At 72.7% G+C, this 26,462-nt stretch carries 22 protein-coding genes and 1 pseudogene; 7 read left to right on the forward strand and 16 right to left on the reverse strand.

What is annotated here, in order from left to right:
- Positions 1-480: 480 nt before the first annotated feature.
- A pseudogene (locus DMB66_RS05870) lies at positions 481-1,237 on the reverse strand (SDR family oxidoreductase).
- 36 nt (positions 1,238-1,273) lie between these two features.
- The gene (locus tag DMB66_RS05875; protein WP_125802976.1) at positions 1,274-2,032 is read right to left on the reverse strand and encodes a helix-turn-helix domain-containing protein; all 759 of its coding nucleotides are present in this window, start codon (positions 2,030-2,032) and stop codon (positions 1,274-1,276) included.
- Between the two features lie 118 nt (positions 2,033-2,150).
- Between DMB66_RS05875 and DMB66_RS05880 the strand changes: the two genes are divergently transcribed.
- Positions 2,151-2,522: a nuclear transport factor 2 family protein gene (locus DMB66_RS05880; protein ID WP_125802977.1), complete on the forward strand. Its 372-nt coding sequence runs from the start codon at positions 2,151-2,153 to the stop codon at positions 2,520-2,522.
- A 181-nt stretch (positions 2,523-2,703) separates the two neighbouring features.
- Here the strand turns inward: DMB66_RS05880 and DMB66_RS05885 are convergent, their stop codons facing one another.
- From DMB66_RS05885 to DMB66_RS05895, 3 genes are all read right to left on the reverse strand, one after another.
- On the reverse strand, positions 2,704-3,216 hold the full coding sequence (locus DMB66_RS05885) for a GNAT family N-acetyltransferase (protein WP_125802978.1): 513 nt from the start codon (positions 3,214-3,216) through the stop codon (positions 2,704-2,706).
- Positions 3,217-3,288: 72 nt separating this feature from the next.
- Positions 3,289-4,029: an SDR family oxidoreductase gene (locus tag DMB66_RS05890; RefSeq protein WP_125802979.1), complete on the reverse strand. Its 741-nt coding sequence runs from the start codon at positions 4,027-4,029 to the stop codon at positions 3,289-3,291.
- A gap of 104 nt (positions 4,030-4,133) precedes the next feature.
- A complete protein-coding gene (locus tag DMB66_RS05895) occupies positions 4,134-4,799 on the reverse strand; it encodes a cutinase family protein (protein ID WP_125802980.1) in 666 nt (221 codons plus the stop codon).
- A 189-nt stretch (positions 4,800-4,988) separates the two neighbouring features.
- Here DMB66_RS05895 and DMB66_RS05900 point away from each other — a divergent pair, with 189 nt between their 5' ends.
- Positions 4,989-6,263 carry a CdaR family transcriptional regulator gene (locus DMB66_RS05900; protein WP_125802981.1) on the forward strand — a complete coding sequence of 425 codons (1,275 nt, stop codon included), beginning with the start codon at positions 4,989-4,991 and terminating at the stop codon, positions 6,261-6,263.
- 11 nt (positions 6,264-6,274) lie between these two features.
- On the opposite strand, the gene DMB66_RS05905 is transcribed toward DMB66_RS05900, so the two are convergent.
- The 4 genes from DMB66_RS05905 to DMB66_RS05920 all read right to left on the reverse strand — a co-directional run bounded on the left by DMB66_RS05905 (position 6,275) and on the right by DMB66_RS05920 (position 9,082).
- Positions 6,275-6,712 (reverse strand): hypothetical protein, encoded by a 438-nt coding sequence (locus tag DMB66_RS05905; RefSeq protein WP_125802982.1) that lies wholly within the window; start codon positions 6,710-6,712, stop codon positions 6,275-6,277.
- On the reverse strand, positions 6,709-7,527 hold the full coding sequence (locus DMB66_RS05910; protein WP_125802983.1) for a DUF692 domain-containing protein: 819 nt from the start codon (positions 7,525-7,527) through the stop codon (positions 6,709-6,711). Before DMB66_RS05910 ends, DMB66_RS05905 begins: the two co-directional genes overlap by 4 nt.
- On the reverse strand, positions 7,524-8,438 hold the full coding sequence (locus DMB66_RS05915) for a TIGR04222 domain-containing membrane protein (protein ID WP_125802984.1): 915 nt from the start codon (positions 8,436-8,438) through the stop codon (positions 7,524-7,526). Before DMB66_RS05915 ends, DMB66_RS05910 begins: the two co-directional genes overlap by 4 nt.
- 65 nt (positions 8,439-8,503) lie before the next feature.
- Entirely contained in the window at positions 8,504-9,082 is a 579-nt protein-coding gene (locus DMB66_RS05920; RefSeq protein ID WP_125802985.1) for a TetR/AcrR family transcriptional regulator, read from the reverse strand.
- Between the two features lie 162 nt (positions 9,083-9,244).
- Here DMB66_RS05920 and DMB66_RS05925 point away from each other — a divergent pair, with 162 nt between their 5' ends.
- Both DMB66_RS05925 and DMB66_RS05930 read left to right on the forward strand, forming a co-directional pair.
- Entirely contained in the window at positions 9,245-9,892 is a 648-nt protein-coding gene (locus DMB66_RS05925) for an HAD family hydrolase (RefSeq protein ID WP_125802986.1), read from the forward strand.
- 153 nt (positions 9,893-10,045) lie between these two features.
- Positions 10,046-10,963, forward strand: a complete 918-nt coding sequence (locus DMB66_RS05930) for a serine protein kinase RIO (RefSeq protein ID WP_370318338.1) — start codon at positions 10,046-10,048, stop codon at positions 10,961-10,963.
- Between the two features lie 79 nt (positions 10,964-11,042).
- Here the strand turns inward: DMB66_RS05930 and DMB66_RS05935 are convergent, their stop codons facing one another.
- From DMB66_RS05935 to acnA, 3 genes are all read right to left on the reverse strand, one after another.
- Positions 11,043-11,288 (reverse strand): DUF2630 family protein, encoded by a 246-nt coding sequence (locus DMB66_RS05935; protein WP_125802987.1) that lies wholly within the window; start codon positions 11,286-11,288, stop codon positions 11,043-11,045.
- A 24-nt stretch (positions 11,289-11,312) separates the two neighbouring features.
- Positions 11,313-12,053 carry a response regulator transcription factor gene (locus DMB66_RS05940; protein WP_125802988.1) on the reverse strand — a complete coding sequence of 247 codons (741 nt, stop codon included), beginning with the start codon at positions 12,051-12,053 and terminating at the stop codon, positions 11,313-11,315.
- Positions 12,054-12,151: 98 nt separating this feature from the next.
- A complete protein-coding gene (gene acnA, locus DMB66_RS05945) occupies positions 12,152-14,929 on the reverse strand; it encodes an aconitate hydratase AcnA (RefSeq protein ID WP_125802989.1) in 2,778 nt (925 codons plus the stop codon).
- A gap of 188 nt (positions 14,930-15,117) precedes the next feature.
- Between acnA and DMB66_RS05950 the strand changes: the two genes are divergently transcribed.
- Complete coding sequence (locus tag DMB66_RS05950) at positions 15,118-15,513, forward strand: hypothetical protein (RefSeq protein WP_125802990.1); 396 nt, start codon at positions 15,118-15,120, stop codon at positions 15,511-15,513.
- Between the two features lie 25 nt (positions 15,514-15,538).
- Positions 15,539-18,844, forward strand: a complete 3,306-nt coding sequence (pulA, locus tag DMB66_RS05955) for a pullulanase-type alpha-1,6-glucosidase (protein ID WP_125802991.1) — start codon at positions 15,539-15,541, stop codon at positions 18,842-18,844.
- 90 nt (positions 18,845-18,934) lie between these two features.
- On the opposite strand, the gene DMB66_RS05960 is transcribed toward pulA, so the two are convergent.
- Positions 18,935-20,164, reverse strand: coding sequence for a Clp protease N-terminal domain-containing protein (locus DMB66_RS05960; protein WP_158647149.1), 1,230 nt, complete (start codon positions 20,162-20,164; stop codon positions 18,935-18,937).
- Positions 20,165-20,410: 246 nt separating this feature from the next.
- Entirely contained in the window at positions 20,411-23,410 is a 3,000-nt protein-coding gene (locus DMB66_RS05965; RefSeq protein WP_125802993.1) for an ATP-binding protein, read from the reverse strand.
- 30 nt (positions 23,411-23,440) lie between these two features.
- Here DMB66_RS05965 and DMB66_RS62440 point away from each other — a divergent pair, with 30 nt between their 5' ends.
- Positions 23,441-24,055 (forward strand): hypothetical protein, encoded by a 615-nt coding sequence (locus DMB66_RS62440; protein WP_199752040.1) that lies wholly within the window; start codon positions 23,441-23,443, stop codon positions 24,053-24,055.
- Positions 24,056-24,134: 79 nt separating this feature from the next.
- Here DMB66_RS62440 and DMB66_RS05975 read toward each other — a convergent pair whose 3' ends face one another.
- Positions 24,135-25,601, reverse strand: a complete 1,467-nt coding sequence (locus DMB66_RS05975; RefSeq protein ID WP_125802994.1) for an aminopeptidase P family protein — start codon at positions 25,599-25,601, stop codon at positions 24,135-24,137.
- Positions 25,602-25,683: 82 nt separating this feature from the next.
- A complete protein-coding gene (locus DMB66_RS05980) occupies positions 25,684-26,370 on the reverse strand; it encodes a superoxide dismutase family protein (RefSeq protein WP_125802995.1) in 687 nt (228 codons plus the stop codon).
- Positions 26,371-26,462 lie beyond the last annotated feature (92 nt).

The raw sequence follows: 26,462 nt of genomic DNA on the forward strand, positions 1-26,462 counted from the left end.
GGCGAGCAGGGCCGCCGGGCCGGGCGTCGATCATGCCCAGGTCGACGAAGAAGGCGCCGCGGCGCAGCCGTTGCGTCCGGCCGGGCCCGGAGGCGAGCCACACGGCGTTCAGGTCGGCGGGGGTTACGACCAGTTGGGTGAGGGGGCCGACGAAGCGCAACCGGACGGCCCCGACCCCCGCCCAGGGCAGGAACACCGCCCGGTGCCGGGACATGGCGAACTCCAGGCCGGCCGCCGAGGTACGCACCCAGCTGGGCTGGGGCCTCGCACCGAGCACGGCCCCACCCCCGGCGGCCGCCGCAGTCGCGACGGTGACCAGCACGGCCTCGACGTAGTCCGACAGGTCCAGCGGGATGCCGGCCGCCACCACCGCGACCATGGCCAGGCCGCGGATCAGCAGGATCACGGGCGCGACGATCATCGCGACGCCGAGCCACAGCCGCCACCGGCTGAGCCGGAAGACGACCGGCTCTGCCGGGCTCACAGCGTCCGCAGCGCACCGCCGTCGACCGGGATGGTCAGGCCGGTCAGGTAGCTCGCCGCCGGGGAGAGCACGAAGGCCGCCACCCGCCCGAACTCGCCGGGCTCGCCCAGCCGGCCGAGCGGGATGGCCGCCGCCGCCTCAGCGGCCGCCGCGTCGGCGTCGTCGGCCGCGTCGAACAGTTCCTTGTTCCGGTCTGTCAGCAGCCGCCCCGGCAGCAGGCTCACCACGCGGACGCCGCGCGGGCCGTACTGGTCGGCCATGTCCTTCGCGGCTCCGGCCAGCCCCGGCCGCAAGCCGTTCGACAGGCCGAGGCCGGCGATGGGCGTGCGCGCCGACGTGGACAGCACCAGGGCGATCGCGCCGCCTGCGGTCAGCTCGGCCGCGATCGTGCGCGCCGCCCGTACCGTGCCCAGAAAGACCGTCTCGAAGGCCCCCGCGCCACTGGTCGTCGGTCATCTCCGCGGCCGTGCCGCGGACCGGGCCGCCCACCGAGATCAGCGCGCCGTCGAGCCGGCCGAAGCGCTCCCGGGCGGTGCGGATCAGCAGCTCCGGCGTGCCGGGATCGGTGAGATCCGCGGCCAGCCCGGCCGCGCCTGCGCCGAGCCGGGCGACGGCGGCGTCGACCGCGGCCTGCGAGCGGGCGGAGACGACGACCTTGGCGCCGTCGGCCACCAGCGCCTGCGCGGTGGCGAAGCCGAGGCCCTTCGAGGCGCCGGTGAGGACGTACACGCGGTCAGCGAGGCCGAGATCCATACCGCCGATCTTGCCACCCGCGCGCCGGCGGCGCTGTCAGCGGCCGTGCAGGAAGGCGGCGGTGGCCGCGTCCGCCGGCAGGAACGACTCGATGGCCAGCTCGTCGAGGGTGACGTCGAGCGGGGTGCCGAGCACCGAGGTGACGCTGAAGAAGGACAGCTCCCGGCCGTCGACGGCGTACCGCAGCGGCACGACCAGACCGTCCGGCCGCGCGGTGGCCCGGCCGCCGGGCAGCGCGAGTAGTTCGTCATGCAGCGACCGCAGCACCGGATCGCCGGTCGCCAGCGCCTGGCGGTCCAGCCGGTGCAGGACGTGGGCGCGCCACTCGGGCAGATTCCGGATCCGCGGCGCCACGCCGTCCGGGTGCAGCGACAGCCGCAGCACGTTCACCGGCGGTTCCAGCAGCTCCGGCGCCGCACCGGCGGTCAGCAGCGGCACTGCCGCGTTGCCGTCGACCAGGGTCCAGTGCCGGTCGATCAGGATCGCCGGATACGGCTCGTGCCCGGCCAGCACGGCGCGCAGCGACGCCAGCACGGCGGCCAGGCCCGGGCCGCCGAGATCCCCTTCGGGATAGGCCGGTGCGAAACCGCCGGCCAGCAGCAGCGCATTGCGGGCGCGCAACGGTACGGCCAGCCCCTCGGCCAACCGCAGGATCATCTCCCTCGTCGGCTGGGCCCGGCCCGTCTCCACGAACGACAGATGCCGGGTGGACACCCCGGCCTGGCCGGCGAGCTCGAGCTGGCTCAGCCGCCGATTCCCCCGCCATTCGCGCAGCAGCACGCCCACGTCGCTCATGCCCCGATCGTAGGGAGTCGGTCGCGGCCCACCGATTACCCGCGAGGTAATCGACCGGGCTACCCGCGCCGGGTGACGGTGGTCCCGGCAACAACACAACCTGACGAGAGGAACCGACATGAGTGACTTCGACACCGTGGTGCAGCGCTACCTGGCCGCCTGGAACGAGACGGACCCGGACCGCCGCCGCGCCGCCGTCGAGGACGTCTTCACCGTCGACGTCCGCTACGTCGACCCGCTGGCGGCGGTGGAGGGCCACGCCGCGCTGGACGGCCTCATCGGCGCGGTGCGGGACCAGTTCCCGGGGCTGGTCTTCACGCCGGGCGGCCCGGTGGACGCCCACCACGAGCAAGTGCGCTTCACCTGGCATCTGGGGCCGGCGGGGCAGGAGCCGATCGTGGTCGGCTTCGACGTGGCGGAGCTGGGCCCGGACGGCCGGATCCGCACGGTCCTGGGCTTCATCGACCAGGCCCCGGCGGCCCTGGGCTGAGGCCAGGTCCCACCAGCCCGGCGGCCCGGGGCCGAGACGTGGCCTGGCGGCCCTGGGCCGAGACGTGGCCTGGCGGCCCGGGGCCGAGACGTGGCCTGGCGGCCTTGGGCCGAGACCTGGCCCCGGCGGCGCCGGGCCGAGGACCTGGGCCGGCGCCGGCGGAGGCCTCGGCGGTGGGCTGTCAGACGGCGAACTGGCGGGTGGTCATGCCGAACCAGCGGTCCGTCAGGCCCTCGTCGGCCATGCCGAGGCGGCCCGCCACCGCCTGCGAGCGTTCGTTGTCGGGGTCGGTCAGTGCCAGCACGCGCGGCAGCGCCGCGATGCCCAGCAGGGCTCCGGCGGCCTCGGTCACCAGCCCGCGGCCCTGCCAGCCGGGGTGCAGGTGCCAGCCGACCTCGACCTCGTCGGTGGGCCCGTCCGCGTCGTGCAGCGGCAACAGCAGCACGGTGCCCACCGGCGTCCCGTGCTCGTGCGGCACGATCGCCCACAATCCGAGCGGTGGCCGCACGGCCGCATGCCGCGACCGCAGGCGGTGCAGCCGTCCCCGCGCCTGGTCGAGGTCTGCGATGACCCGCCGTGGGTGCGGGCCGAGCCAGCGCATGACCGCCCAGCGCGAATACAGGTCGAAGTATGCGGCGAGGTCGTCGTCGGTCCAGGCCCGCAACGCCAGCCGGCGGGTGCGCAGCACCTCCACGGTCAGCCCCGGACCGGGCCGGTATCGGGAAACCTCATGACAGCGACCGTACGTGAAGAGGGGCTCGGCGGCTCAGTCCATGGTGTGACCCCCGTTGACCGTGATGCGCTCGCCGGTGATGAAGCGGGCCGCCTCCGAGGCCAGGAACGCGACCACGTCGGCGATCTCGGCCGGCGTGCCCATCCGGCCGAGCGGGACCTCCCGCCGGTATTCGTCCACGATCCGTGGGTCGATCTCCGCGTGCCGTTCCACCGGGATCCAGCCGGGTGCGACCACGTTGACGGTGATGCCCCACGGCCCCAGCTCGCGGGCCCAGGCGCGGGTCAGCGAGAGCTGCGCGCCCTTGGCCGCGCTGTAGGCCGACATGCCGGGCGCGGCGCGCTCGAAGACGTCCGATCCGATCTGGATGATCCGGCCGCCGCCGCGCGTGCGCATGCCCGGCGCCACCGCCTGCATCAGCAGGGTGGGGCTCTTCACGAAGAAGGTGAGCTGCTGGAGGTGGTCCCGCCAGGTGACGTCGACCGCGTCGATCATCGGCTGCGGACCGGTGGCGTTGGGCACCAGCACCGCGATCGGACCGAGCTGCGACTCGACCGCGGCGACCAGGGCGGTGACGTCGGCCTCGTCGGTGACGTCGGCCCGGAACGCGGCCGCGCGGCCACCGGCGGCCTCGATGCCGGCGACGACGCGCTCGGCCTCCGCACGGTCGGGCAGGTAGTTGACCGCGACGGGCCGGCCGTCGGCGGCGAGCCGGCGGGCGATGTGCGCGCCGAGGCCCCGCGAGGCACCGGTGACCAGAACCGATCCATCCATGCCGGCGACCGTACCGGCCGGCACCGACAAGAATCGGCAGCCGGCGGATCCGAACAGGGCGGTGGGCCCGGCCATCGGCCGGACCCATGGGGAAACGTGGTGCCCTACAGCCGGTCGACGGCGAATTCGGCCGCCTCGCCGGCGTCCCGGGCGTAGCTCAGATGCGCCAGCACGCTCGCGCCCCGGGGGTCGCAGACGGTGTCGCGGTTGGCGCAGATGTCCAGGGTCCGGTTCGCGACCTCGCCGGTGATGCCGCGACCGAGCTTGCGCAACGGGTAGCCGAACACCAGCACGGCCTCGACCCGCGACCGGACCGCCGTGGGAATGGTGGCGACGACCGGCCCGCCGACGGCCGCGCCCTGGGAGCTGACGCCGAGCGAATTGCCCACCACGTTGGCGCCCTGGGAGTATCCGACGAGGACGAACCGCTGGTCGGGGCACTCCTCCGCCTGGCTGGTCACGTGGTCGACCAGCGCCCGGTTGCCGTCGGTCGGCGACGTCGGGCTGAGGCTGGCGGGGTAGTCGACCGCGTGGCTGGTCAGCGTCGCGCCGGACGCCCGGCGCTGGATCGCGGAGAAGACCGGGTCGCCGACGATGACCCCCAGCCCGCCGGGCTCGCTGGTGCCCCGGGCGATGACGACGTCGACGTCCGAGCACGCCGCCGCGTTCGCCGCGGGGCTGGCCGCGACCGCCGCACCGCCGGCGGCCAGCAGCGCGGCGGCGAGCAGGACTCCGGCACGTGTCCGGCCGCGAGGGAGGGGGAAGCGCATGGGATCACCTCTGCTTCTCGTGATGGCTGGTGGAGGCACGAAAGCTAACGAGGCGGGCACTTCCGGTGGTACTAACCGGCATGCTGGTATCGATGGCGAAGGATGTCACCGCGATGCGCGTCCGTCGGCGCCTTGAACGGAACCAAGCAGCTGGCCGTAGAACCGGTCAGAGCGAACGGTGAGTGCAAAGTGGCCGCTCCGATCGGCGCGGTCATCGCCGGACACGCGGGGGAGCACGGCATGACCATGCGAGACGCGACGAGCATCAACGGGTCGGCGGACCGGACGGAGGCGGCGACCGTCGAGCTGCTGCACGCGGACGTCCTCGGGTCGGCCGCGGAGATGGTCCGCGAGATCCAGGACCAGGTGCCCGAGTACGCCTCGGTGAGCGAGCAGGAAGCCCAGGCGTTGCGGCAGGGCGTCGACCTCGCGCTGCACCGCTACCTCGAACTGGTCGACCTGCACGTCAGCCGCGGCGCCCTGGGGCGCAACGGCATCGACTGGCGGGAGGTCTATCGCCTGGTCGGCGCCGAGGAGATGCGTGCGGGGCGCAGCCTGGAAGCGCTGCATGCCGCCGTGCGGATCTGCGCGCGGGTGGCCAGCCGGCGGCTACGGGCGTTCGCCGAACGCCAGGGGTTGCCGCCGAACGCCGTGTCGTGGCTGGCCGAGGCGATCTTCGACAACATCGACGAGGTCGCCCGGGCCTCGGCCGAGGGCTATGCGCAGGCGCTGGAGGAGCAGGCCGGTGAGCTGGGCCGGCGCCGGCGCCACCTGCTCGAGCTCCTCGTCGCCGACCCGCCGCCCTCCGAGCGGGCCCTGATCGCCGCGGCCGCCGCGGCACACTGGCACCTGCCGCGCCGCCTCGCCGTCGTGGTCGTCGCCGCCTCCGGGCCGCTGGCCCAGCCGCCGCCGCTGGCACCGGAGATCCTCTCCGCGTGCGACGACGTCGAGCCGTACCTGATCGTGCCGGACCCCGAGGGCCGGGCCCAGGTGCGGGCGCTGGTCAACGGCCTGGCCCAGCACCACGCCGCGGTGGGGCTGCCGGTGGCGCCCGCCGAGGCCGGCAAGTCGCTGCGCTGGGCCCGCCTGGCCCTGGACCTGGTGGACCGGGGGCACCTGCCGCGCCAGCCGATCATCTGGTGCGGCGATCACCTGGCCACGCTCGCCGTCTTCCAGGACGAGGCGCTGCTCAGCGTGCTCGCCAAGCGCCGCCTCGCGCCCCTCGCCGGGTTGCGCGAGGACAAGCGCCAGCTGCTCGCCGAGACCCTGCTGGCGTGGCTGAGCTTCAACCGGAACGCCAACGAGGTGGCCACCCACCTGCACCTGCACCCACAGACCGTGCGCCACCGCCTGCGCCAGCTGACCGATCTCTTCGGCGAGCAGATGCGCGATCCGGGGCTGCGCTTCGAGCTGGAGCTGGCCCTGCGAGCCGACCGTTCCCACGGCCCCGGGCGCCCCGCGTAGTGCACCAGTCCCTATCCGCGGCGCAGCACGCGTACCCGGCCGGCTATCTGGACCACCACCGCGCCGGCGGCGCCACGCACGGCCGGCATGCGGCGGGCTCGCGGGGGTGCTTCCCCGTCGTAGCTCATGACGGCCTCGCGGACGGCGAGCTCCGCGCCGGCCTCGGCCGGCAGTTCCTGCCGCGCGGCGAGCTCGCGGGCCAGGTCCCAGCCGTCGCGCAGGGAGCCCCGGGTGGGCCGCGTCGCGGCCCACGCCGACCACTGCCGGAACCAGCCGGCGCCGAGGGCATGCGCCAGCTCCGGCCACTGCCGCGCGACCTCCCCGGCCCGCTTTCTGAGCAGCGCGACCCGGGCCGCCTCGACGAGCCGGGCGTCAAAGCCCGGGGGTACGGCGGCCCCGGCCGTCAGCGCGGCCACGAGCTCGGCCTGGCGCCGGGCCAGCGACGTCACGTCACGACCGGGTAGCCGGAGGCGGCGGCGATCGCGTCCAGTTCGGCGCGCAGCTCCGCCGCCGCCGGATAGTCGCCGTCGCGTTCCAGCATCAGGGCCGGCGGCCGGTGCCGGTCGCACAGCTCGGTGATCAGGTCGAGCACCGGCTGCGGCACCGCGTCGGTGTGCGTGTCGTGGTAGACCCCGTCGCGCTCGGCGCCGCCCGCCACGTGCACGTAGGCGATCCGCTCCAGCGGCACCCGGTCGAGCAGCGCCAGCGGGTCCGTGCCGCGGTTGAGGGCGTTCGCGTACACGTTCGCCACATCCAGCAGCAGCAGGGCGTCCGTGCGCTCCAGGATCTCGGTCAGGAACGCGCCCTCGTCCAGCTCGTCGTCCGGCCAGTCGAAGAGGGCCGCGATCGGTTCCAGGGCGATCGGCACCGACAGCTCGGCCTGGGTGCGCTTGACGTTGGCGACCACCGCGTCGACCGCCTCGCGGCTGCGGGGGATCGGCAGCAGGTGGCCGGCCTCCACGCCGCCCGCCCGGACGAACGCGATGTGCTCGCTGACCAGCGGCGCGCCGAGCCGTTCGGCGACCGCCGCCAGGTGGGTGACCCGGGCCGGCTCGACCGGCTCCGCGCCGCCCAGCGACAGCCGCACCCCGTGCGGCACGACGGCCACGCCGCGGTCGCGCAGCTCGCCCAGCCCCACCGGCAGGTCGCCGTGCGCGGGCACCGACTCGGCCACCACCTCGGCGAACCTCAGGCCGGGCAGCTGGGCGACGAAGCCGCCGATCTCGGGGCGCCAGCCGATGCCCACCCCGTATCCGGTGGTCATCCGCCGCACCCGCCTCCGCCGCCGCACCCACCTCCACCTCCGCCTCCGCCGTCCGACGAGCCGCCGCTACAGGAGGAGCCGCCGCCGTCGGAGCCGCTGCTGCTGGTGCCGGAGGAACTGAGCCGCTGGATCTCCGCGTCGGCGGCGAAGGCCGGGTCCATGGTGTAGATCGCCGCCGTGCCGTACAGCGCGACGCCCATCGCCGCGCCTGTCGCGCCGTAGGTCGCATACGACGGGGACTGCTGCGGTGCGAGGTAGGCGTGCTGCTTGCGCAGCGCGGTCAGGCCCTTGGCGGCGGCGTATGTGGCTCGCCGCTTCCTGGTCAGCAGGAAGATCGTCAGAATGACCGCGACCCCGACCGCCGGCACCAGGAAGCCGACGGGCTTGTTGTTCTGGATGCCGTCGACGAACCGGCCCACGCCGGCCACGATCAGCGCCAGGCCGACCAGGGACCACAGGCGCACGGTCTGCACCTTGCCGGGGGCCACCGCCAGGCCCTGGGCCTCCAGGCCCTCGCGCAGCTGCCGGACCGCGGCGACGACCCACTGGTCGCCGGCGAGGTCGCGGGACCGGATGCGCCGGCCCGCCGCGTTGTAGATCGCGGTGTCCAGCGGGGTGACGCCGGCCGGCATCGGCCCGGACTGGTAGAGCGTCTTGTCGGGGCCGCCGGCGATGGCGCCGGCGCCGCGCAGGCCGCCCAGGGAGGCGTAGACGGCGAGCTGGTCGCCGCCGTTGAGATAGGCGACCTGCTGCGGTCCGAGCCGGTCGACCGACGCGCCGGGGATGCCCGCGAACTGGACCCGCCGATGGATCGCCGAGAGGATCACAGTCGCGACGATGACGGTGCAATAAAGGACGAGGAAAGCCGGTCCGGGGATACCCCAGGTGTCACCCTGCGCCGCGAAATTCATGTCGGGCCTCCCGAGCGCTAGTGCGGTTGCTGGACCTCATTGTGCAGGTCATCGCAACGTTCGGGTCACGGCCGGCGGACAGCTTCCTCCACGACGTCCAGGACGCGGCTCAGCTCGCCCGCCGGGCGGCCGGTCGCGAGGTGCAGGACCATGCCGTCGTAGGCCAGTTCGAGGAACTGGGTGAGCACCTCCACCTCCACGTCGTCGCGCAGCACCCCCGCCTCGTGCTGGCGTTCCAGCCGCTCGCGGGTGGCCTCGGCGATCGCGGCCGAGCGCTCGGCCCAGCGCTTGGCGAACTCGGGGTCGGTCCGCAGCCGCCGGGACACCTCAAGCTGGCTGCCGAGCCAGCCGGCGGTGTCGCCGTCGCTGGTGCGGGCCTGCTCGAGCAGGTCACGCATGACCTGGACGAGGCCGTTGCGGCGGACCGTCGCCACCATCGCGGCGGCGTCGTCCTCCGCGACCGCGAGGAAGAGCGAATCCTTGTCCCGGAAGTGATGGAAAATCGCGCCACGTGAAAGGCCGGTGGCCTCCTCGAGACGCCGCACGGTGGCGCCCTCGTAACCGAAACGGGCGAAGCACCCCCGCGCCGCCGCGAGGATCTCGTGGCGGCGGGCATCGAGCTGATCCTGGCTTACCCTGGGCACGCTGCGATCGTGTCACGTCCGTTCGGGCGCTTGCAATCCGTACGTACGGCTTGCCAGGGTGGGAGGGCCGGCCTCGGATGGCGCCAAATCCGTCATCCCGGCCGGCCGTTGTTAACACTGTTGGACTGTCGGGTCCAGCATTCACTCACGTACAGTGCCCGGGTGCCTCTCGTCTTCCTAGCTCTGGACGACACCCTGCTCGACCGCAGCGGTGCGTTCCGACTGTGGGCGAAAGGTTTCCTCGATGAGATCGCCGCACCGCACGACGACCTCAACTGGTTACTGTCGGTGGATGCCGACGGCCTGACCTCCCGGTGGGACCTGGCCGACCTGATCCGCGACCGCTACCAGCTCGACGTCCCCTCGATCGACCTGCTCGAGGAGCTGCACGAGGGCCCGCTGGCGTACGAGCGGCTCGACCCCCTGGTGGCCTGCGCGCTGCAGATCGCCGGGGACGCGGGGTGGGTCCCGGTGGTGGTCACGAACGGCCCGCACGAACAGCAGGAGACCCGGATCCGGCGCACCGGGCTGGACCGCTACATCGCGGACTGGATCATCTCGGAGCAGGCCGGCGTCAGCAAGCCCAACCCGCGCATCTTCGCGCTGGCCGCCCAGCGGGTCCGGATGCGCCTCGGCGGTGCCTGGATCGTCGGGGACAGCCCGGAGGCGGACATCGGCGGCGCCGCCGCGATGGGGCTACCGAGCGTGTGGCTGCACCGCGGCCGGGACTGGATAGACAACCGGTTCGCGCCGACCCGCGTGGTCGGCAACGTGATCCAGGGGCTCTCCGCGGTCATGGGCGCGCGATAAATAGCTTGCGCCGACCGGGTGACGCCCGGGAGAGTGCATCGCGTACGTGATCCGCAGGTTTTCTCGGAATGAAGGGGGTGACCTCATGGCTGTCGTTGTCCTTCGCCATGCCCAGGTTTCCGTTCCTTCTTTCTTCTCCGAGGAGATCCTCCAGTGCGTGAGCACGACTCTTTCGGCCCGGCGACCATGCGCCGCGGCCGCCGCAAGTTCGACGACGACGACGCCAATTTCCTGAAGCGGGGCAAGCTCGAGCCCACCCTGGCCGAGGACCCCGACCTGCCCGAGACCGGCGACCGCTGGTCGACCTGGGACGGCGCCCTGCACGGCCCGCACCCCCGGCCCGACTGGATCCGCACGGAGCACGGCGCCGTGGACACCGAGCTGGGCATGCTCAAGACCGGCAAGGAAGCGGATGTCTTCCTGGTCCGGCGCGCCGTACCCGGCAACGACCAGGTCAGCATGATCGCGGCCAAGCGGTACCGCGACGGCGACCACCGGCTCTTCCACCGCGACGCGGGCTACCTCGAAGGCAGGCGGGTCCGCCGGTCCCGCGAGATGCGCGCGATGACCAACCGCACCGCGTTCGGCAAGGAGCTCATCGCGGGGCAGTGGGCGGCGGCCGAGTTCGGCGCGCTGTCCCGGCTCTGGCAGGTGGGCCAGGAGGGCGGCACGATCTCGGTGCCGTACCCGGTGCAGCTCATCGGCACCGAGCTGATGCTGGAGTTCATCGGCGACTGGGAGACCGGTGAGGCCGCGCCGCGGCTGGCCCAGGTGCGCACCGACCGGGACGGGCTCGAGGACCTGTGGCGGCAGATGACCGAGGCACTCAGCGTGCTGGCCCGCACCCAGATCGCGCACGGCGACCTGTCGCCGTACAACACGCTGGTCCACGAGGGGCGGCTGGTGATCATCGACATGCCGCAGATCGTGGACCTGATCGCCAACCCGCAGGGCGCGGAGTTCCTCGCCCGCGACGTGCGCAACGTCGCGGGCTGGTTCATCGCGCGCGGCCTGCCGGTGGACGCGGACGCGCTGATCGAGCGCCTGAGTTATGAAGCGGGGCTGCTGTGAGAGGGCGGTGGCGGGGCGGTCGGATAGGGCGTCCCGGGCCGCGGCCGCCGAAGACTCGGCGGCCCCGGCCGGGGTCGCATCACTGGAGGTAGCCCTCGACCTCACCGGTGCTGTGGGCCTGCTCCGCGTCCGGGTTGTTGCCGAACTCCCGGGCCGCGCGCCGCCGGCGCAGCAGGTCCCAGCACTGGTCCAGGGCTTCCTCGAGCTCCTTGAGCCGGGCGTGCTCCTCGTCGTTGCTGATCTCGCCGCGGCCCAGCTGCTGGCGGAGCTTGTGCTCCTCGTCGACCAGGCCGTTGATCCGGCTCAGCACAGTGTTGTCATCCATGACCAAGAGCCTCGCATACCCCCGTCAGACCTCGGTGGCCACCGCTGACAGGATTTCCCACTCGCCGGCCAGCGCCTGGGGCTTGGCCTGCGGGGGCAGCACGAGCTTGTAGCCGACCTGCCGGACGGTGCCGATCATCGACTCGTACTCGCTGCCGAGCTTGGCCCGCAGCCGGCGGATGTGCACGTCGACCGTGCGGTGCCCGCCGAAGTAGTCGAAGCCCCACACCTCACGCAGCAGCTGGTCGCGGCTGAACACCCGGCCCGGGTGCTGGGCGAGGAACTTGAGCAGCTCGAACTCCTTGTAGGTCAGGTCGAGCGTGCGGCCCTTGAGCCGCGCCGAGTAGGTGTGCGGGTCGATGGCCAGCTCGCCCGCGGTGACCTGATCGGCGGTGCCGCCCGTGCCGCTGTTGGTGATCCGGGCCACGGTGAGCCGCAGCCGGGCCTCGACCTCGGCCGGTCCGGCGGTGGTGAGCAGCACGTCGTCGAGGCCCCAGTCGGCGGACATGGCGACCAGCCCGGCCTCCTCGACCACGGCCAGCAGCGGCACCCGCAGCCCGGTGGTGCGCAGCATCCGGCACAGGTCGCGGGCTTCGAGCAGGTCGCGGCGCGCGTCGACCAGCACCACGTCGGGGTCGGTGCCCGCGACCAGGGCCCGGACGTCATAGGTGCCCACCCGCAGGGCGTGCCGCAGCAGGTCGAGCGCCGGCAGCGCCCGATCCTCCTGCCCGGTGGCGGGTCGGGTGGCCAGCAGCAGGATCTCCATGACCCCAGCGTGCGGCACTCATGTTTCGAAACGCGTTCTTCATCGAAAAGAACACCTCGCCGCCCGGTGGACGACGAGGTGTTCTCGGTACGAAACGGTCAGCTGGTCAGCATCTTGCGGAGCACGTACTGCAGGATGCCGCCGTGGCGGTAGTAGTCGGCCTCGCCGGGGGTGTCGATCCGGACGTCGGCGTCGAACTCCACGCCGGTGTCCGTCAGGACCTTCACCGTCGACGGGATGCCGCCGTCGTTGAGCGCCTCGACGCCGGTGATCGTGAACGTCTCGGTGCCGGTCAGGCCGAGCGACTCCGCGTTGGTCTTCGGCGGGAACTGCAGCGGGAGCACGCCCATGCCGATCAGGTTGGAGCGGTGGATGCGCTCGTACGACTCGGCGATGACCGCGCGGACGCCCAGCAGCATCGTGCCCTTGGCCGCCCAGTCGCGCGACGAGCCGGAGCCGTACTCCTTGCCGGCCAGGATGACCAGCGGGACGCCGGCCTCCTTGTAGGCGGTTGAGGCGTCGTAGATGCTGCTCTGCTCGCCGGTCAGGTGGTTGACGGTGAAGCCGCCCTCCACCCCCGGGACGAGCTGGTTGCGCAGCCGGATGTTCGCGAACGTGCCGCGGATCATCACCTCGTGGTTGCCGCGCCGCGAGCCGTACGAGTTGAACTCGTGCCGGGGCACGCCGTGCTCGGCCAGATATTTGCCCGCGGGCGAGTCGGCCTTGATCGAGCTGGCCGGCGAGATGTGGTCGGTGGTCACCGAGTCGCCGAGCTTGGCCAGCACCCGCGCGCCGGCGATGTTGGTGACCGGCGAGGGCTGCGCCTGCATGCCCTCGAAGTACGGGGGCTTGCGCACGTAGGTCGAGTCCTCGGCCCACTCGAAGGTCTTGCCCTCCGGCGTGGGCAGCGACTGCCACTGCTCGTCACCGGCGAACACGTCCTGGTAGGCCGTGCTGAACCCGGTCGCGCCGATCGCCGAGGCGATGACCTCGTCGATCTCCTTGGCGCTGGGCCAGATGTCGGCGAGGAAGACCGGCTTGCCGTCCGAGCCGGTGCCCAGCGGCTCGGTGGTGATGTCCAGGTCCATCGTGCCGGCCAGCGCGTACGCGACGACCAGCGGCGGCGAGGCCAGGTAGTTCATCTTGACGTCCGGGTTGATCCGGCCCTCGAAGTTGCGGTTGCCGGAGAGCACGCTGACCGCGGTGAGGTCGGCCTCGTTGACCGCGGCCGAGATGGCCTCGGGCAGCGGGCCGGAGTTGCCGATGCAGGTGGTGCAGCCGTAGCCGACCAGGTTGAAGCCGAGCTTGTCCAGGTACGGCGTGAGGCCGGCCCGGTCGTAGTAGTCCATGACCACCTTGGAACCCGGCGCCAGCGTGGTCTTGACCCACGGCTTGCGGTTCAGGCCCCGGTCGACGGCGTTGCGGGCGAGCAGCGCCGCGCCGATCATGACCTGCGGGTTGGACGTGTTGGTGCAGCTGGTGATGGCGGCGATCACGACCGCGCCGTGGTCCAGCTCGAACTCGGTGCCGTCCTCGCCGACCACCCGGGTCGGGTTGGAGGGCCGGCCCTCGGCGCCGTTCGCCGCGCTGACCAGGTGGTGATGCGGCTTGTCGACGTCGGAGTCGGTGTGGTTGGCCGGCGGGTCGCTGGCCGGGAAGGACTCGGCGCTGGCCTCGTCGGCCGGGCCCTCGACGTCGACGTAGTTGCCGAGCACCTCGCGGAACATCGGCTTGGCGCGGTCCAGCGGGACGCGGTCCTGCGGGCGCTTCGGGCCGGCCAGCGACGGCACGATCGTCGACAGGTCGAGCTCGAGGCGCTCGGAATAGTTCGGCTCCGCTGCCGGGTCGTGCCACAGGCCCTGGCGCTTGGCGTACGCCTCGACCAGCGCGACCTGCTGCTCGGCGCGGCCGGTGAGCTTGAGGTATTTGATCGTCTCGTCGTCGATCGGGAAGATCGCCACGGTCGAGCCGTACTCGGGCGACATGTTGCCGATCGTGGCCCGGTTGGCCAGCGGCACGGCGCCGACGCCGGGGCCGTAGAACTCGACGAACTTGCTGACCACGCCGTGCTCGCGGAGCATCTCGGTGATGGTCAGCACCAGGTCGGTGGCGGTGGTGCCGGCCGGCATCTCGCCGTGCAGCTTGAAGCCGACGACCCGCGGGATCAGCATGCTGACCGGCTGGCCCAGCATCGCGGCCTCGGCCTCGATGCCGCCGACGCCCCAGCCCAGCACGCCCAGGCCGTTGACCATGGTGGTGTGCGAGTCGGTGCCGACGACGGTGTCCGGGTAGGCCTGGCCGCCGCGTTCCATGATCGTGCGGGCCAGGTATTCGATGTTGACCTGGTGCACGATGCCGGTGCCGGGCGGGACGACCTTGAACTCGTTGAACGCGGTCTGGCCCCAGCGCAGGAACTGGTAGCGCTCGCGGTTGCGCTGGTATTCCAGCTCCACGTTGCGGGCGAAGGCGTCCTCGCGACCGAACAGGTCGGCGATGACCGAGTGGTCGATGACCAGCTCGGCGGGGGCGAGGGGGTTGACCTTCGTCGGGTCGCCGCCCAGCTCCTTGACGGCCTCGCGCATGGTGGCGAGGTCGACGACGCAGGGAACGCCGGTGAAGTCCTGCATGAGCACCCGCGCCGGGGTGAACTGGATCTCCACGCTCGGGTCGGCGGTGGGATCCCAGCCGCCGAGTGCCCGGATGTGGTCGGCGGTGATGTTCGCGCCGTCCTCCGTGCGGAGCAGGTTCTCCAGCAGGATCTTCAGGGAGTACGGCAGGCGGTCATGCCCGTCGACCTTGTCGATCGTGAAAATCTCGTAGCTCGCGTCTGCGACGCGTAGCTCGCTCTTCGCACCAAAGGTGTCGAGGCTGGCCACGTCATCTCCTTCACACCCAGCGACCGTGAGTAGTCCTCATCAGTCTGTCGCACCGGTGACGGCCGCCCGCCGGTTAGGTTGTCCTAACTCAGGGTTCACGTCTTCCGTAAACCGTACGTCCGTCTTGTTATCCGGTGCAACCCGGGTCGGTGGTTTGGCCAACAAGATCATCGGGAACCAGGTGTTCCGTGCAGGCACCCACGGATCTGGCTCACCTCACAGACTTCTTCGACCGCTACGGCACCGCCCTGACCAGTGGCGACGTCGCCGGGGTCGCGGGGTGCTACGCACTGCCGGGCATGGTGGTCTCGGACACGTACAGCTTCACCTTCGCCTCCCCGGCGGCGGTGGCGTTGTCGTTTCTCGGCGCCGCGCCCGCGTACCGGGAGCAGCACATCGTCGCCGCGCACGCCCAGCTGCGCGACGTGCAGCGGCTCAGCACGGCGCTGGCGATGGTCGCCGTCGAGTGGGAATACCTGGACAGTCTCGGCAATGCGGTCCCCGGCGAGTGCTATCGCTACCTGATCCGGACCGACGCGAGCGGCCCGCGGATCACCACGGTCATCGCGACCCACGGAAACTGACGTACCCCGGTGCCATCATGTGCAGGTGACGACGATCGAGATCGCCCCGCCTGACGCGTCGACCGGGCTCAGCAGGCCGCAGTGGCTGGTCGTGCACTATCGGCGCGACGACGAGGGCTACGGCGACTGGTCGCTGCACGCCTGGGGCGACATCGCCCCCGAGGCGATCACCGGGTTCCCGGGCGGCCACCCCTTCGCCGGCGAGGACGACTACGGCCGCTTCGCCTGGGTCAGGCTGGCCGACACGGCCCGCGAGGTCGGTTTCCTGGTGGTCGACGCCGCCGGCGCCAAGGACGTGACCGACGACCGGCATGTCGACCCGGCCGTCACCCCGCAGATCTGGCTGCGCCCCGGCGACCCGTCGATCTATCCCAGCGCGGCCGCGGCCGGCCACCCCACCGATCCGGTGACCGAGGACGGCTTCGCGGTCATCCACTACCGCCGGCCCGACGGCGACTACACCGGCTGGGGCGTGCACGCCTGGGAGGGCACGCCGAGCAAGCCGCTGTGGCACGCGCCGCACACCCCCGCGGCCTTCGACGCCTTCGGCGCCGTGTTCCGGGTGCCGGTCCGCCCGGAGGCGGCCGGCCTGCGCTTCGTGCTGCACCGCGGCGACGTCAAGGACCTGCCGGACGACCAGCGCCTCGACCTGACCACCAGCCGCGAGGTGTGGCTGCTGGCCGGCACCGCCGCGCCGGTCCGGCCCGACGTCCGCTCGCTGGGGCCCGAGCTCGACCCGGCCCGCGCGCTCGCCGTCTTCCTCGACCGCACCACGCTGGCCCTGCCGCCGCACCTCGCCGACCTGGCCACGAGCTTCACGCTGGTGGCCGCCCCGGGGGCGGGGGCCCACGACGAGGCCGACAGCCAGGTCACGGGCGGCCTGCGCCGCGACGGCGACGAGCTGTCCGGCGAGCACACCCAGCTGCCGCTGACCCCGCGCCCGGGCGGGCTGTTCCAGGCGCAGAGCCGGCACTTCCCGCACCTGCGGGCCTATCGCGCCTTCGCGGTCCCGGAGCTGGGCGACGCCGCGCTGAGCCACCTGCTGCGCGGGCAGCTGCTGGTGGCCGGCCGCGACCCGGCCGGCCGGCTCACGGTGCTGACGGCGGCCCAGCTGCCGGGCGTCCTCGACGACCTCTATGCGGAGGCCGCCGACGCCGAGCTCGGCGTGGTGCTGACCGACGAGCGCCCGACCATCGCGGTGTGGGCGCCCACCGCGCGCACGGTCGCGCTGGAGCTTTCCCGCACCCCCGACGACGCCGAGCCGAAGGTCCTGCCGATGGACCGCGACGAGCTGACCGGGGTCTGGTCGATCACGGGCAAGCGCAAGTGGCTCGGCCGCTACTACCGCTTCCGGGTCGAGGTCTGGCACCCGGCGGCGCAGCGCGTGGTGACCAGCAGCGTCACGGATCCCTATTCGCTGTCGCTGTCGGTGGACTCGACGCACAGCCAGCTCGTCGACCTGTCCGAGCCGGACCTGCTGCCGCCGGGCTGGGCGACCCGGGCCAAGCCGCCGGCCGTCGCCCCGGCCCGGATGCAGATCGCCGAGCTGCACGTCCGGGATTTCTCCATCGCCGACACCACCGTGCCGCCGGCGCTGCGCGGCACCTACCTGGCCTTCGCCCAGGACGACTCGGCGGGGATGCGGCATCTGCGGATGCTCGCCGACGCCGGCCTCACCCACGTGCACCTGCTGCCCGCCTTCGACTACGCCACCGTGCCGGACCGCCGCGCCGACCAGGCGGTGCCCAAGTGCGACCTGGCCGCGTTCCCGCCGGATTCCACCGAGCAGCAGCGCGCGGTGGCGGCCGTCGCCGCCGAGGACGGCTTCAACTGGGGGTACGACCCGCTGCACTACACGACGCCCGAGGGCAGCTTCGCCGTCGAGCCCGCCGGCAGCGCCCGCATCCTGGAGTTCCGGACGATGGTGGCGGCGCTCAACGCGGCCGGCCTGCGGGTCGTGATGGACGTCGTCTACAACCACACCATGGCCGACGGGCTGGCGCCGTGGAGCGTGCTGGACCGCGTCGTCCCCGGCTACTACCACCGGCTGCTCGACGACGGCACGGTCGCCGAGTCGACCTGCTGCTCCAACACCGCGCCCGAGCACATGATGATGGGCCGCCTGGTCATCGACTCGATCGTCACCTGGGCCCGCGATTACCACGTCGACGGCTTCCGCTTCGACCTGATGGGGCACCACCCGCGCGCCAACATCCTCGAGACCCGGGTCACCCTGGACCACCTCGACCCCGACATCTACCTGTACGGCGAGGGCTGGAATTTCGGCGAGATCGCGTACGACGCCCGGTTCGTGCAGGCGACACAGGTCAACATGGCCGGCACCGGGATCGGCACGTTCAACGACCGGCTGCGCGACGCGGTCCGCGGCGGCGGCTCGTTCGGTGACGATCCGTCGGAGCAGGGGTTCGCGACCGGGCTGGGCGCCGCCACCCCGCTGCCCGTGCACGACCGGATCAAGGTGGGGCTGTCGGGTGGCCTGGCGACCTACCGGTTCGTGACGCACACCGGCGTCGAGCACAGCGGCGCGCAGATCGACTACAACGGCTCACCAAGCGGATACGCGGCCGCCCCGGGCGAGTGCGTCAGCTACGTGGACGCGCACGACAACGAGATCCTCTACGACGCGATGGCCTTCAAGCTGCCGCCGTCGCTGCCGATGATCGAGCGCGCCCGGATGCAGGTGCTCGCGCTCTCCCTGGTCGTGCTCGGGCAGGGCGTCGGCTTCGTCGCGCTGGGCACGGAACGGCTGCGGTCGAAGTCGCTGGACCGCAACTCCTACGACTCGGGCGACTGGTTCAACCAGATCCGCTGGAACAGCGCCGACGGCAACGGCTTCGGCGTGGGCCTGCCGCCGGCCGCCGACAACGAGGACAAGTGGCCGTGGGCCCGCCCACTGCTCGCCGACCCGGCGCTGGTCCCGTCCGCGGAGATCATCGACCTGGCCGCGGCCCGCTATGCCGAGCTGCTGCGCATCCGCGGCTCCTCACCGGTCTTCGGCCTGCCGACGGCGGACGAGGTCCAGCGCCGGCTGTCCTTCCCGCTGGGCGGCCCGGGGGAGAGCCCGGGCGTGATCGTGATGTGCCTGGACGGCACGGGCCTCGACCAGCGCTGGGGCACGGTGGTGGTGGTCTTCAACGCGACCGAGGAGGCGACCACCCAGCACGTCCGGGCGCTCGCGGAGGTCAGGCTGAGCCCGCATCCGGAGCTGGTGGCGTCGGCCGATCCACTGCTGCGCACGGCCACGGCGACGGCGGGCACGCTCACCGTCCCGGCCCGCTCCGTCGCGGTGTTCGTGGCCGAGCTGGGTTAGGGGGTGTCCGGGCCGACCTCATGCTCGGCGTCCTGCTGCCTGCCCCGCCGGGTGGCGGAGTTCCCGCATCGGGCCAGCCGCCGAACCGCCTCATGGTGGCGTTCCGAGCTGCTGATCGAGGTCGTCCCGCAGCGAAGCGGCATCGATGCCGAGCGACCCGAGCAGCAGTGACGCGGTCGAGTCCGCATCCTTCAGGGTCGCGGCCAGCAGGTGCGTGGTGCCGATATCGCGGTGGTGATGACGACGTGCGAGGTCGCCGGCGTGTTCCATCGCCATCGCGGCGGGGCGGGTCCACGACGGGTCACCGATCTTGCCGCCGGTGGACACATGTCGCCGCAGAAGATCGGCAGGGGTGAGCACGTCATCGTCGGGAGGGAGGCGTTCGGCGGCAAGCTGGGCCGAGCGGAGGTCGAAGCCCTTTCGGCTCAGGATGAGGTCACCCTGGTTGCGCTGCCGGTATCGTGCCGCCAGGCCGCTGCCGATCGCGGTGAGTTGTTCCCGCATGCTCATGATCGCCAGCAGTAGATGCGCTTCCTGCACGCTGCGATGACCGGTTATCACGGTCTGTCGCAGGATTTCGAGTTCCAGGACGATCAGGACCGGACCCAACCGTTCGTGCCGAGTGGTGAATCGCCGGATGACGCCGGGAACCCAACGGATCAGCAGCGGGATTCGCTGGTCGGTGATGCCGGCCGGGGCGAGGAGACCGGTGAGTGGGGTGTAGGGCTCTTCCGGCGCCCAGGGGCACTGTTCGCGAAGCGCGGACGTGGTGGCGGCAATATCGAGGCCGGCGGTCCCGGCCAGCGAATGCACGGCGGGATGCTCGGAGCGCAGCAGGCCGAGCAGCAGGGCGGCTACGCCGAGCTGCGGGGCACCGGCCGAGGCCGCTTCGTCAGCGGCCCGCTCCAAGGCTTCGGCGACCTCCCTGTCCCAGAGCGGAAGCGCCGGCCCCGCGCCCGTGGCGCCTTGGGCACGGAGTTTCTCATCGTTGCCCCGCAGCACCACCCAGCGTGCTTCGCGTAACGCAGGCACCCGCGTCGCAGCAGGCTCCGCCTCCTCGGCCTGTCCGGCGGCGTCGGCCGAGACGTTCGCGGCGAGGAGCGGTCCTGCTTCTCCGGCCTGTCTCGCGGCGCCGGCCGGGACGTCCGCTGCGAGCCGCGGGAGCGCCTCGGCCAACGCCGCACCGAGCATGGGCCGGGCCAGGGTCTTGTCGTTGCGGGCCGCGGCGACCAGCACCAGTGCCGGGTCGATTTCCGCATGCCCGTCGAAGAGGGCGTAGTAATACGCGGCTCGCAGAATATCCGCGACCGGGTCGCTCACTTCCGGTGCCGGCCCGTGGGCAGCGCTCATGGTCCGTCCTTTGCCGTGAGTGTGGTGGTCTCGCCTACACGAACTCGCCCGGCGGCGGCGAGGGGCGATTCGATCGGGTCGGTCTGCGGGAATCGTCCGGTCAGCGGAGTGTATGGCCGGACGGCCTTGGTGATGAGATCGCCGTGGTTGACGGTCGTGCTGGCCGAACCGAACCGTCCGGTGGTGCTCCCATCTGCGGGCACAGGCTGGTGCTCGCTATTGCACGGCGGGCGGGCCGCTTGGCAGTGTGACGGTGAAGGTGGTGCCGCCGTCCGGGCCGGCCGGCTCCGCTGTGATCGTGCCGCGGTGGGCGTCGACGATGGCCTTGCTGATGGCCAGGCCGAGGCCGGTGCCCTTGATGCCCTCGGCGACGGCGTTCGAGGCGCGGAAGAACCGGTCGAACAAGTGTGTCCGCTGCCCGGCCGGGATGCCGATGCCGGTGTCGGTGACCCGCAGCGTCGTGGTCTTGTCGTCGTGGCGGCCGGTGACGGTCACGGTGCCGTTCCGTGGGGTGTATTTGACGGCGTTGGACACCAGGTTGTCGAGCACCTGGCGCAGCCGCACCGGATCGGCGTGCACCGGCAGGTTCCGGGCGACGTCGACGGCGACGGTGATGCCCTTGGCGGTGGCGTCGGGGCGGCGGGCGTCCACGCTGTCCACCACCAGCCGGATCAGCGAGACCGGCCGCGGTTCCAGGCGCAGCTGGCCGGCGTCGATCCGGGCCGTGTCCAGCAGGTCGTCGACCAGCCCCCGCATGTGCGCGCTGTGCCGGTCGATCACCGTGGCGAGGTGACGGTGATCGCCGGTCAGGGCGGGGTCCTCGAGCAGCATCTCGGTGTAGGCGCTGATGGTCGCCAGCGGGTTGCGCAGCTCGTGGCTGACCAGGGCGACGAGTTCGTCCTTGAGCCGGTCGAGCTCGCGTAGCCGGCCGTTCTGCTGCTGCTGGTCGTACAGCACCTGTTCGCGCCGGTCGGCCAGCTCCCGGCGGGCGGTGACGTCGGTGGCGATGCCGTCGACGTAGAGCCGGCCGTCCTCCGGGCGGGGCACGGAGCGGATCCAGACCCAGCGGGTGACGCCGTCCAGTCCCAGCACGCGAACCTCGGCGTCGGCGGCCGTGCCGGCGAGGACAGTGCGCCGCAGCTGGTCCATGGCGGGCCGGTCGTCCGGGTGCACCTGCTCGCCCATGGCTCTGGGGAGGTCGGCGTCCGCGGGCAGCTGACCGCCGAAGATACCGGTGCTGTCGGGGCTGGCGTAGACGGCGGTGCGGCTGCCGTCGGCCTCGATGGCGAAGGTCCACACATAGTCGTTGACCTGGGCCACGACCCGGTCGAAGGCCCGCCGGGTGGCGGCCAGGGTCAGGGTGAGCTCCTCCGCCCGGCGGCGCTCGAGATACCGGCCGAGGTGGGCGCAGACGCCGTCGAGCATGGCCATGAGGTCCGCGTCGGCCTCCTCCACCGCGGTGCTCACGAACAGCAGGACGCCCAGCACGCGGTCGTCGCTGCGGACCGGCAGCCCGATGGCGGTGTGCAGGCCGGCGGCGCGGGCCTGCTCCCGCCGCAGCACCGTGCGGGGATCGTCGGCGATCTCGGGGATCCACAGCTCGGTGCCGGTCTCCCAGACGATCCCGGCCAGCCCGGTGCCGCGGGGCAGCACGAACGGCTGGTCGTTGGTCACGGTGCTGAGCGGATGGCCGGGATCGGCCCAGAAGCAGACCCGGCTGATGGTCCCCGTGCCGTCGTCGGTGCGCCAGAACTCCCCGCAGGTCCAGCCCAGCGCGGTGGCGATCGCGGCGACCGCGCCGGTGGCCGCCTGCTCCGCGGTGGTGGCGTCGGCCAGCACGCCCGCCACGGCGTGCTGGGTCCGCTGCAGGATCGCGGCCCGGTGCTGATCGGTGATGTCGTGCAGGGCGGCGACCGCGCCGAGCTGACGGCCGTCGGCGGTGATGATCGGGCGGGCGTTCGCGACGAACCGGCGGCGACGGCCGTTGGTCGCGCGGACGGTGAGTTCCTGGCCGTCGACGTGCTCACCCGCGTACGCCCGGGCCAGCGGCACCTCGTCGGGCTCCAGCGGCCGCTCGCCGTCCGGGCCGTAAAGCCGGGTCGAGTAGGCCGGCGGGTCCTCGCCGGGACCGTGCAGGCTGCGCAACGCGCTGTTGCGCAGCACGAGCCGGCCGTCGGCGTCGCAGGCCACGACGCCGGTGTCGAGGCTGTCCAGCAGGGTGTGCAGGAACGTCCGGTCGTCGGCCGACCGCTGTTCGGCCGCCTTCCGGGCGCTGATGTCGTGCAGGAAGGCGTGGCAGACCAGGGTGTCCTGCTCCGGCACCACCCGCAGGGTCATCTCGATCGGGAACTCGCGGCCGGACCGGTCCACGGCCGCCAGCTCGAGGCGCTGCCCGGACAGGGCCGACACGCCGGAGTCCCGGACCCGTTTCAGCCCGGCATCGTGCGCGGCCTGGAACCGCGCCGGCAGGATCAGCTCGCCGACCGGTCGGCCGACGGCCTCCGCCGGCGCGTAGCCGAACAGGCCGGCCGCGGCGAGGTTCCAGGCGGTGACCACGCCGTCGGCGTCCGTCGACACGTACGCGTCGTTCGCGGTGTCCAGCACCCGGTGCATGCGTTCGGTGGTCAGCAGCAGGTCCCGGTTGACCGTGCGCAGCGCGATCTCCGTCTCGGCGGCGGTGGCCAGTGCCTGCACGATCGCGAGTTCCTGCGGCGTCCACTGCCGGGGCGCGGTGTCGATGACACAGAACGCGCCCAGCACCTCGCCGTCGGACGAGTGCAGCGGATAACCGGCGTAGGCGGCGACCGGCAGGTCATCGATCGTCGGGCTGTCGCACAGCCGGGCATCGGCCCGGGCGTCCGGCACGACCATGGGGGCGTCGTCGGTCACCACGTATCGGCAGAAGGAATGCGACAGCGGCGTCTGGCGGAGGGTGGCCCACGGCTCGCCCAGGCCGACCTGGCCGGCGAAGACCTGGCGGTCGGCGTCGACCAGCACCACCAGCGCCACCGGTGCGCCGGTGTGCCGCGCTGCGGTGGCCACCAGCCGGTCCAGCGACGGGTGGCAGCGGTCGTCCAGCAGGCCGGTTTCCCGCACTCGCCGCAGCCGCGCGGCGTCGTTCACCACGACGTCGCCCGGGTCCGTCGCGGCGGTTGGGCTCGGCCGGCGCCGATCGACGGCCGGCGCCGCAGCCGCCCGAACGCCGCCCTTGTCCACGTCTAACCCATCGTCCGGATCCCGGCGCGGATGAGTGTGTGGCCAGTCACCGCGGGCTGGGCACGCGTGGGTGGGCTCGACCCGGCGCCGGGGCCGTGGGTGCGATGGCGTTGCGCCGGTCTGGGAACATGGGCGCGGCCCGCCGAGCGGCGGGCGTTCCCGAGTTCGGAGGTCACCGTGCGGTTCGCCCGGGCATTGTGCGGCATCGCGCTCGTTGCGGCCCTGGCCGGCTGCACGGACGGAGAGCCGGCCGCGGCCCCGCCGCCGCCCAGTTTCGTCGCGCCCGCCTCGGCGCCGGCCTGGACCGAGCCCGCGGATTACGCGTTCGTCGCCGACCGGCAGTGCGAGGGCCAGCCGTCGCTGGGCAAATACCGGGTGACCGTCACCGCCGGCCAGGTCGCCGGCGTCGAACGGATCGACGGCAAGACGGCCTCCGGCGAGGAGGAGATCGAGGTGCCGTCGCTGGGCGGGCTGATGGAGCTGGCCCAGACCGCCGCCGACGACGGCGGCGCGATGACGGTCAAGGCGGATCCGGCTGACGGCCACCCGGTCCTGATCGCCTTCGACGTCTCCGACGGAAGCGAGGCGGCCGGCGAGGAAGCCGCCAGCTGCTTCGTGATCTCGGACTACGCACCCCGGGCCTAGCCGGGGCCCCGGGCCTAGCGCGCCGCCGGGCCCGCGGCCCGGGCCTAGCGCGGCCCCGGGCCTAGCGTGCCGCCGTCACCTACTCGGGCAGGCGTGGGCCGGCCTCGCGCTGCGCCGCCAGCCATGCCTCGACCTCGTCGGATGAGCGCGGCAGCCCCGCCGACAGGTTGCGGTAGCCGTCGGCGGTGACCAGGACGTCGTCCTCGATGCGGATGCCGATGCCGCGCAACTCGTCGGGGACCAGCTCGTCCTCGGGCTGGAAGTACAGGCCCGGCTCCACCGTCAGCACGTAGCCCTCGCCGAGCTCGCCGTCGCGGTAGTTTTCCTTGCGGGCCGCCGAGCAGTCGTGCACGTCGATGCCGAGCATGTGGCCGAAGCCGTGCAGGGTCCAGCGGCGGTACACCGTGGACTCCTCGGTCATCGCCTCCTCCACGCTCACCGGCAGCAGGCCCAGGTCGTGCAGGCCCTCGGCGAGCACCCGCATGCAGGTCAGGTGCACCTCCTTGAACTTCACCCCCGGCCGGATCGCGTCCATGCCGGCCTGCTGGGAGGCGTGCACGATGTCGTAGACCTGGCGCTGCAGGGGGGTGAAGGCGCCCGAGACCGGCAGCGTGCGGGTCACGTCGGCGGTGTAGAACGTGCGGCCCTCGACGCCCATGTCCATCAGCAGCAGCTCGCCCGGCTTGGTCACCCCGGTGTTGCGCACCCAGTGCAGGATCGTCGCGTGCGCGCCGGCGCCGACGATGCTGCCGTAGCCGACGTCGTTGCCGTCCGTCCGGGCGCGCAGGCCGAAGACGCCCTCCAGCAGGCGCTCCTTGACGCCGCGGTCGGCGGGCAGGATGCGGGCGACGTCCTCGAAGCCGCGCACGGTGGCGTCGACGGCCTCCTGCAGCTGGGAGATCTCCCACTCGTCCTTGATCAGCTTGAGCTCCGAGATCACCCCGGCCAGGGCGCGGTCGCGGCGCTGCCGCGGGTCGGGCTCGTAGGCCAGGATCGCGCGGTCCACGTTGGCGTCGTGGCCGCGCAGCACCCGGGTGCGGGCCGGCGCGGAGTCGGCCAGGGCCCCGCCGAGCTCGGCCCACGGCGCGGTCTCGAGGCCGAGCTCCGTCGACTTTTCGGCCAGGGTGTGCCGGCGGCCGACCCACAGCTCGCCGTCGCGGCTGCGGAAGAACTCGTCGGTCTCCTTGGAGGAGCGCTGGTGGCTGTAGAGGACCGCGTCGTGCCCGGAGCCGCTGGGGCGCATCACCAGCACGCTGCCGGGGTCGCTGTCGCCGGTCAGGTAGACGAAGTCGCTGCCCGGCCGGAACGGGTAGTCGGTGTCGTTGGCCCGGACCTTCTCGCTGCCGCTGGGGATGATCAGCGTCTCGCCGGCGAACGCCTCGGAGAGCGCGGCGCGGCGCTTGGCGTAATTGGGAGACTCCGGCCGCGGGGTCACGCTGAGGGCGTCATCGCGCCAGCCATCGCGCATGAACTGCAGGAACGCCTCCGGGAAATCCGGGTCGTGCGACTCGGTCTTCGGTGTCGTGCCCTCGCTCTGCTCGGCCATTGCCGGCCCTCCCGTCATCCGCGCGGCGTCCCTCGTCCCGCCCTGACGTTACCGCCTCGTCAAGATCAACTGCAGCCCGGCATCACCGGGTGGCCAGGGTGAGGCACGCCACGCGCGGTCCGGCCGTCCCGGCCTTGCCCCCGGCGGTACGGGTGTGCTCGGCGTGCACGATCAATGACCGCGGCGGCTCGATCTCGTCGAACGCCCAGTCCTGGCTCGCGGTGACGGTGGCGGCGCCGCGGGTGTCGGCGGTGAAGTCCAGCCAGACCTCGTTGCGCGGGTTCGCGTACGCCGGGTCGATCGAGGGCGGCGAGGCGGCGGCCATCGGGTCGGGGCTGTGCTGGTAGTGCGGGCCGGCGTCGGCCGGGGTCGCGGTGCAGGGCCGGGTGTGCAGGTGCGCCCCGTACGTCCGGCGTGGCACCAGGCCGGCGGCGGTCAGCCGTACCGTCGTGCCGTGGGCCGTCCGGGCGATGCTGACCTGGGCCGTCGCGCCGGGCGGGACCACCTTGGGGTCGTAGGTGATGGCCCGCGCGCTCTGCGGAAACGGCAGGAACGTGCCGGTCACCGTGCCCTCGGTCAGGGGTGCCGCGAGCCCGCCGGTGGTGGCCGCGGACGACGGCCGGGCCGGGCTGGGGGCGCCGCTGACCAGCCACGGCGTGGAGCCCGGCGGCAGGGACCCGGCGGACCCGGACGGCGGGCCGGCGGGACCGGCGCAGCCGGCCAGGGTGGCGGTGAGCAGGAAGGGCAGGGCGAATGCGCGCGGATGCATGGCACAAATCATGTCAAACAACCACATAACCTCCACATGACAGGCAGGATCCGGGAGTGGCTGGATTTCTGGGGTCCCGGGCGTAAGGCTGA

Source organism: Actinoplanes sp. ATCC 53533, from assembly GCF_003947245.1.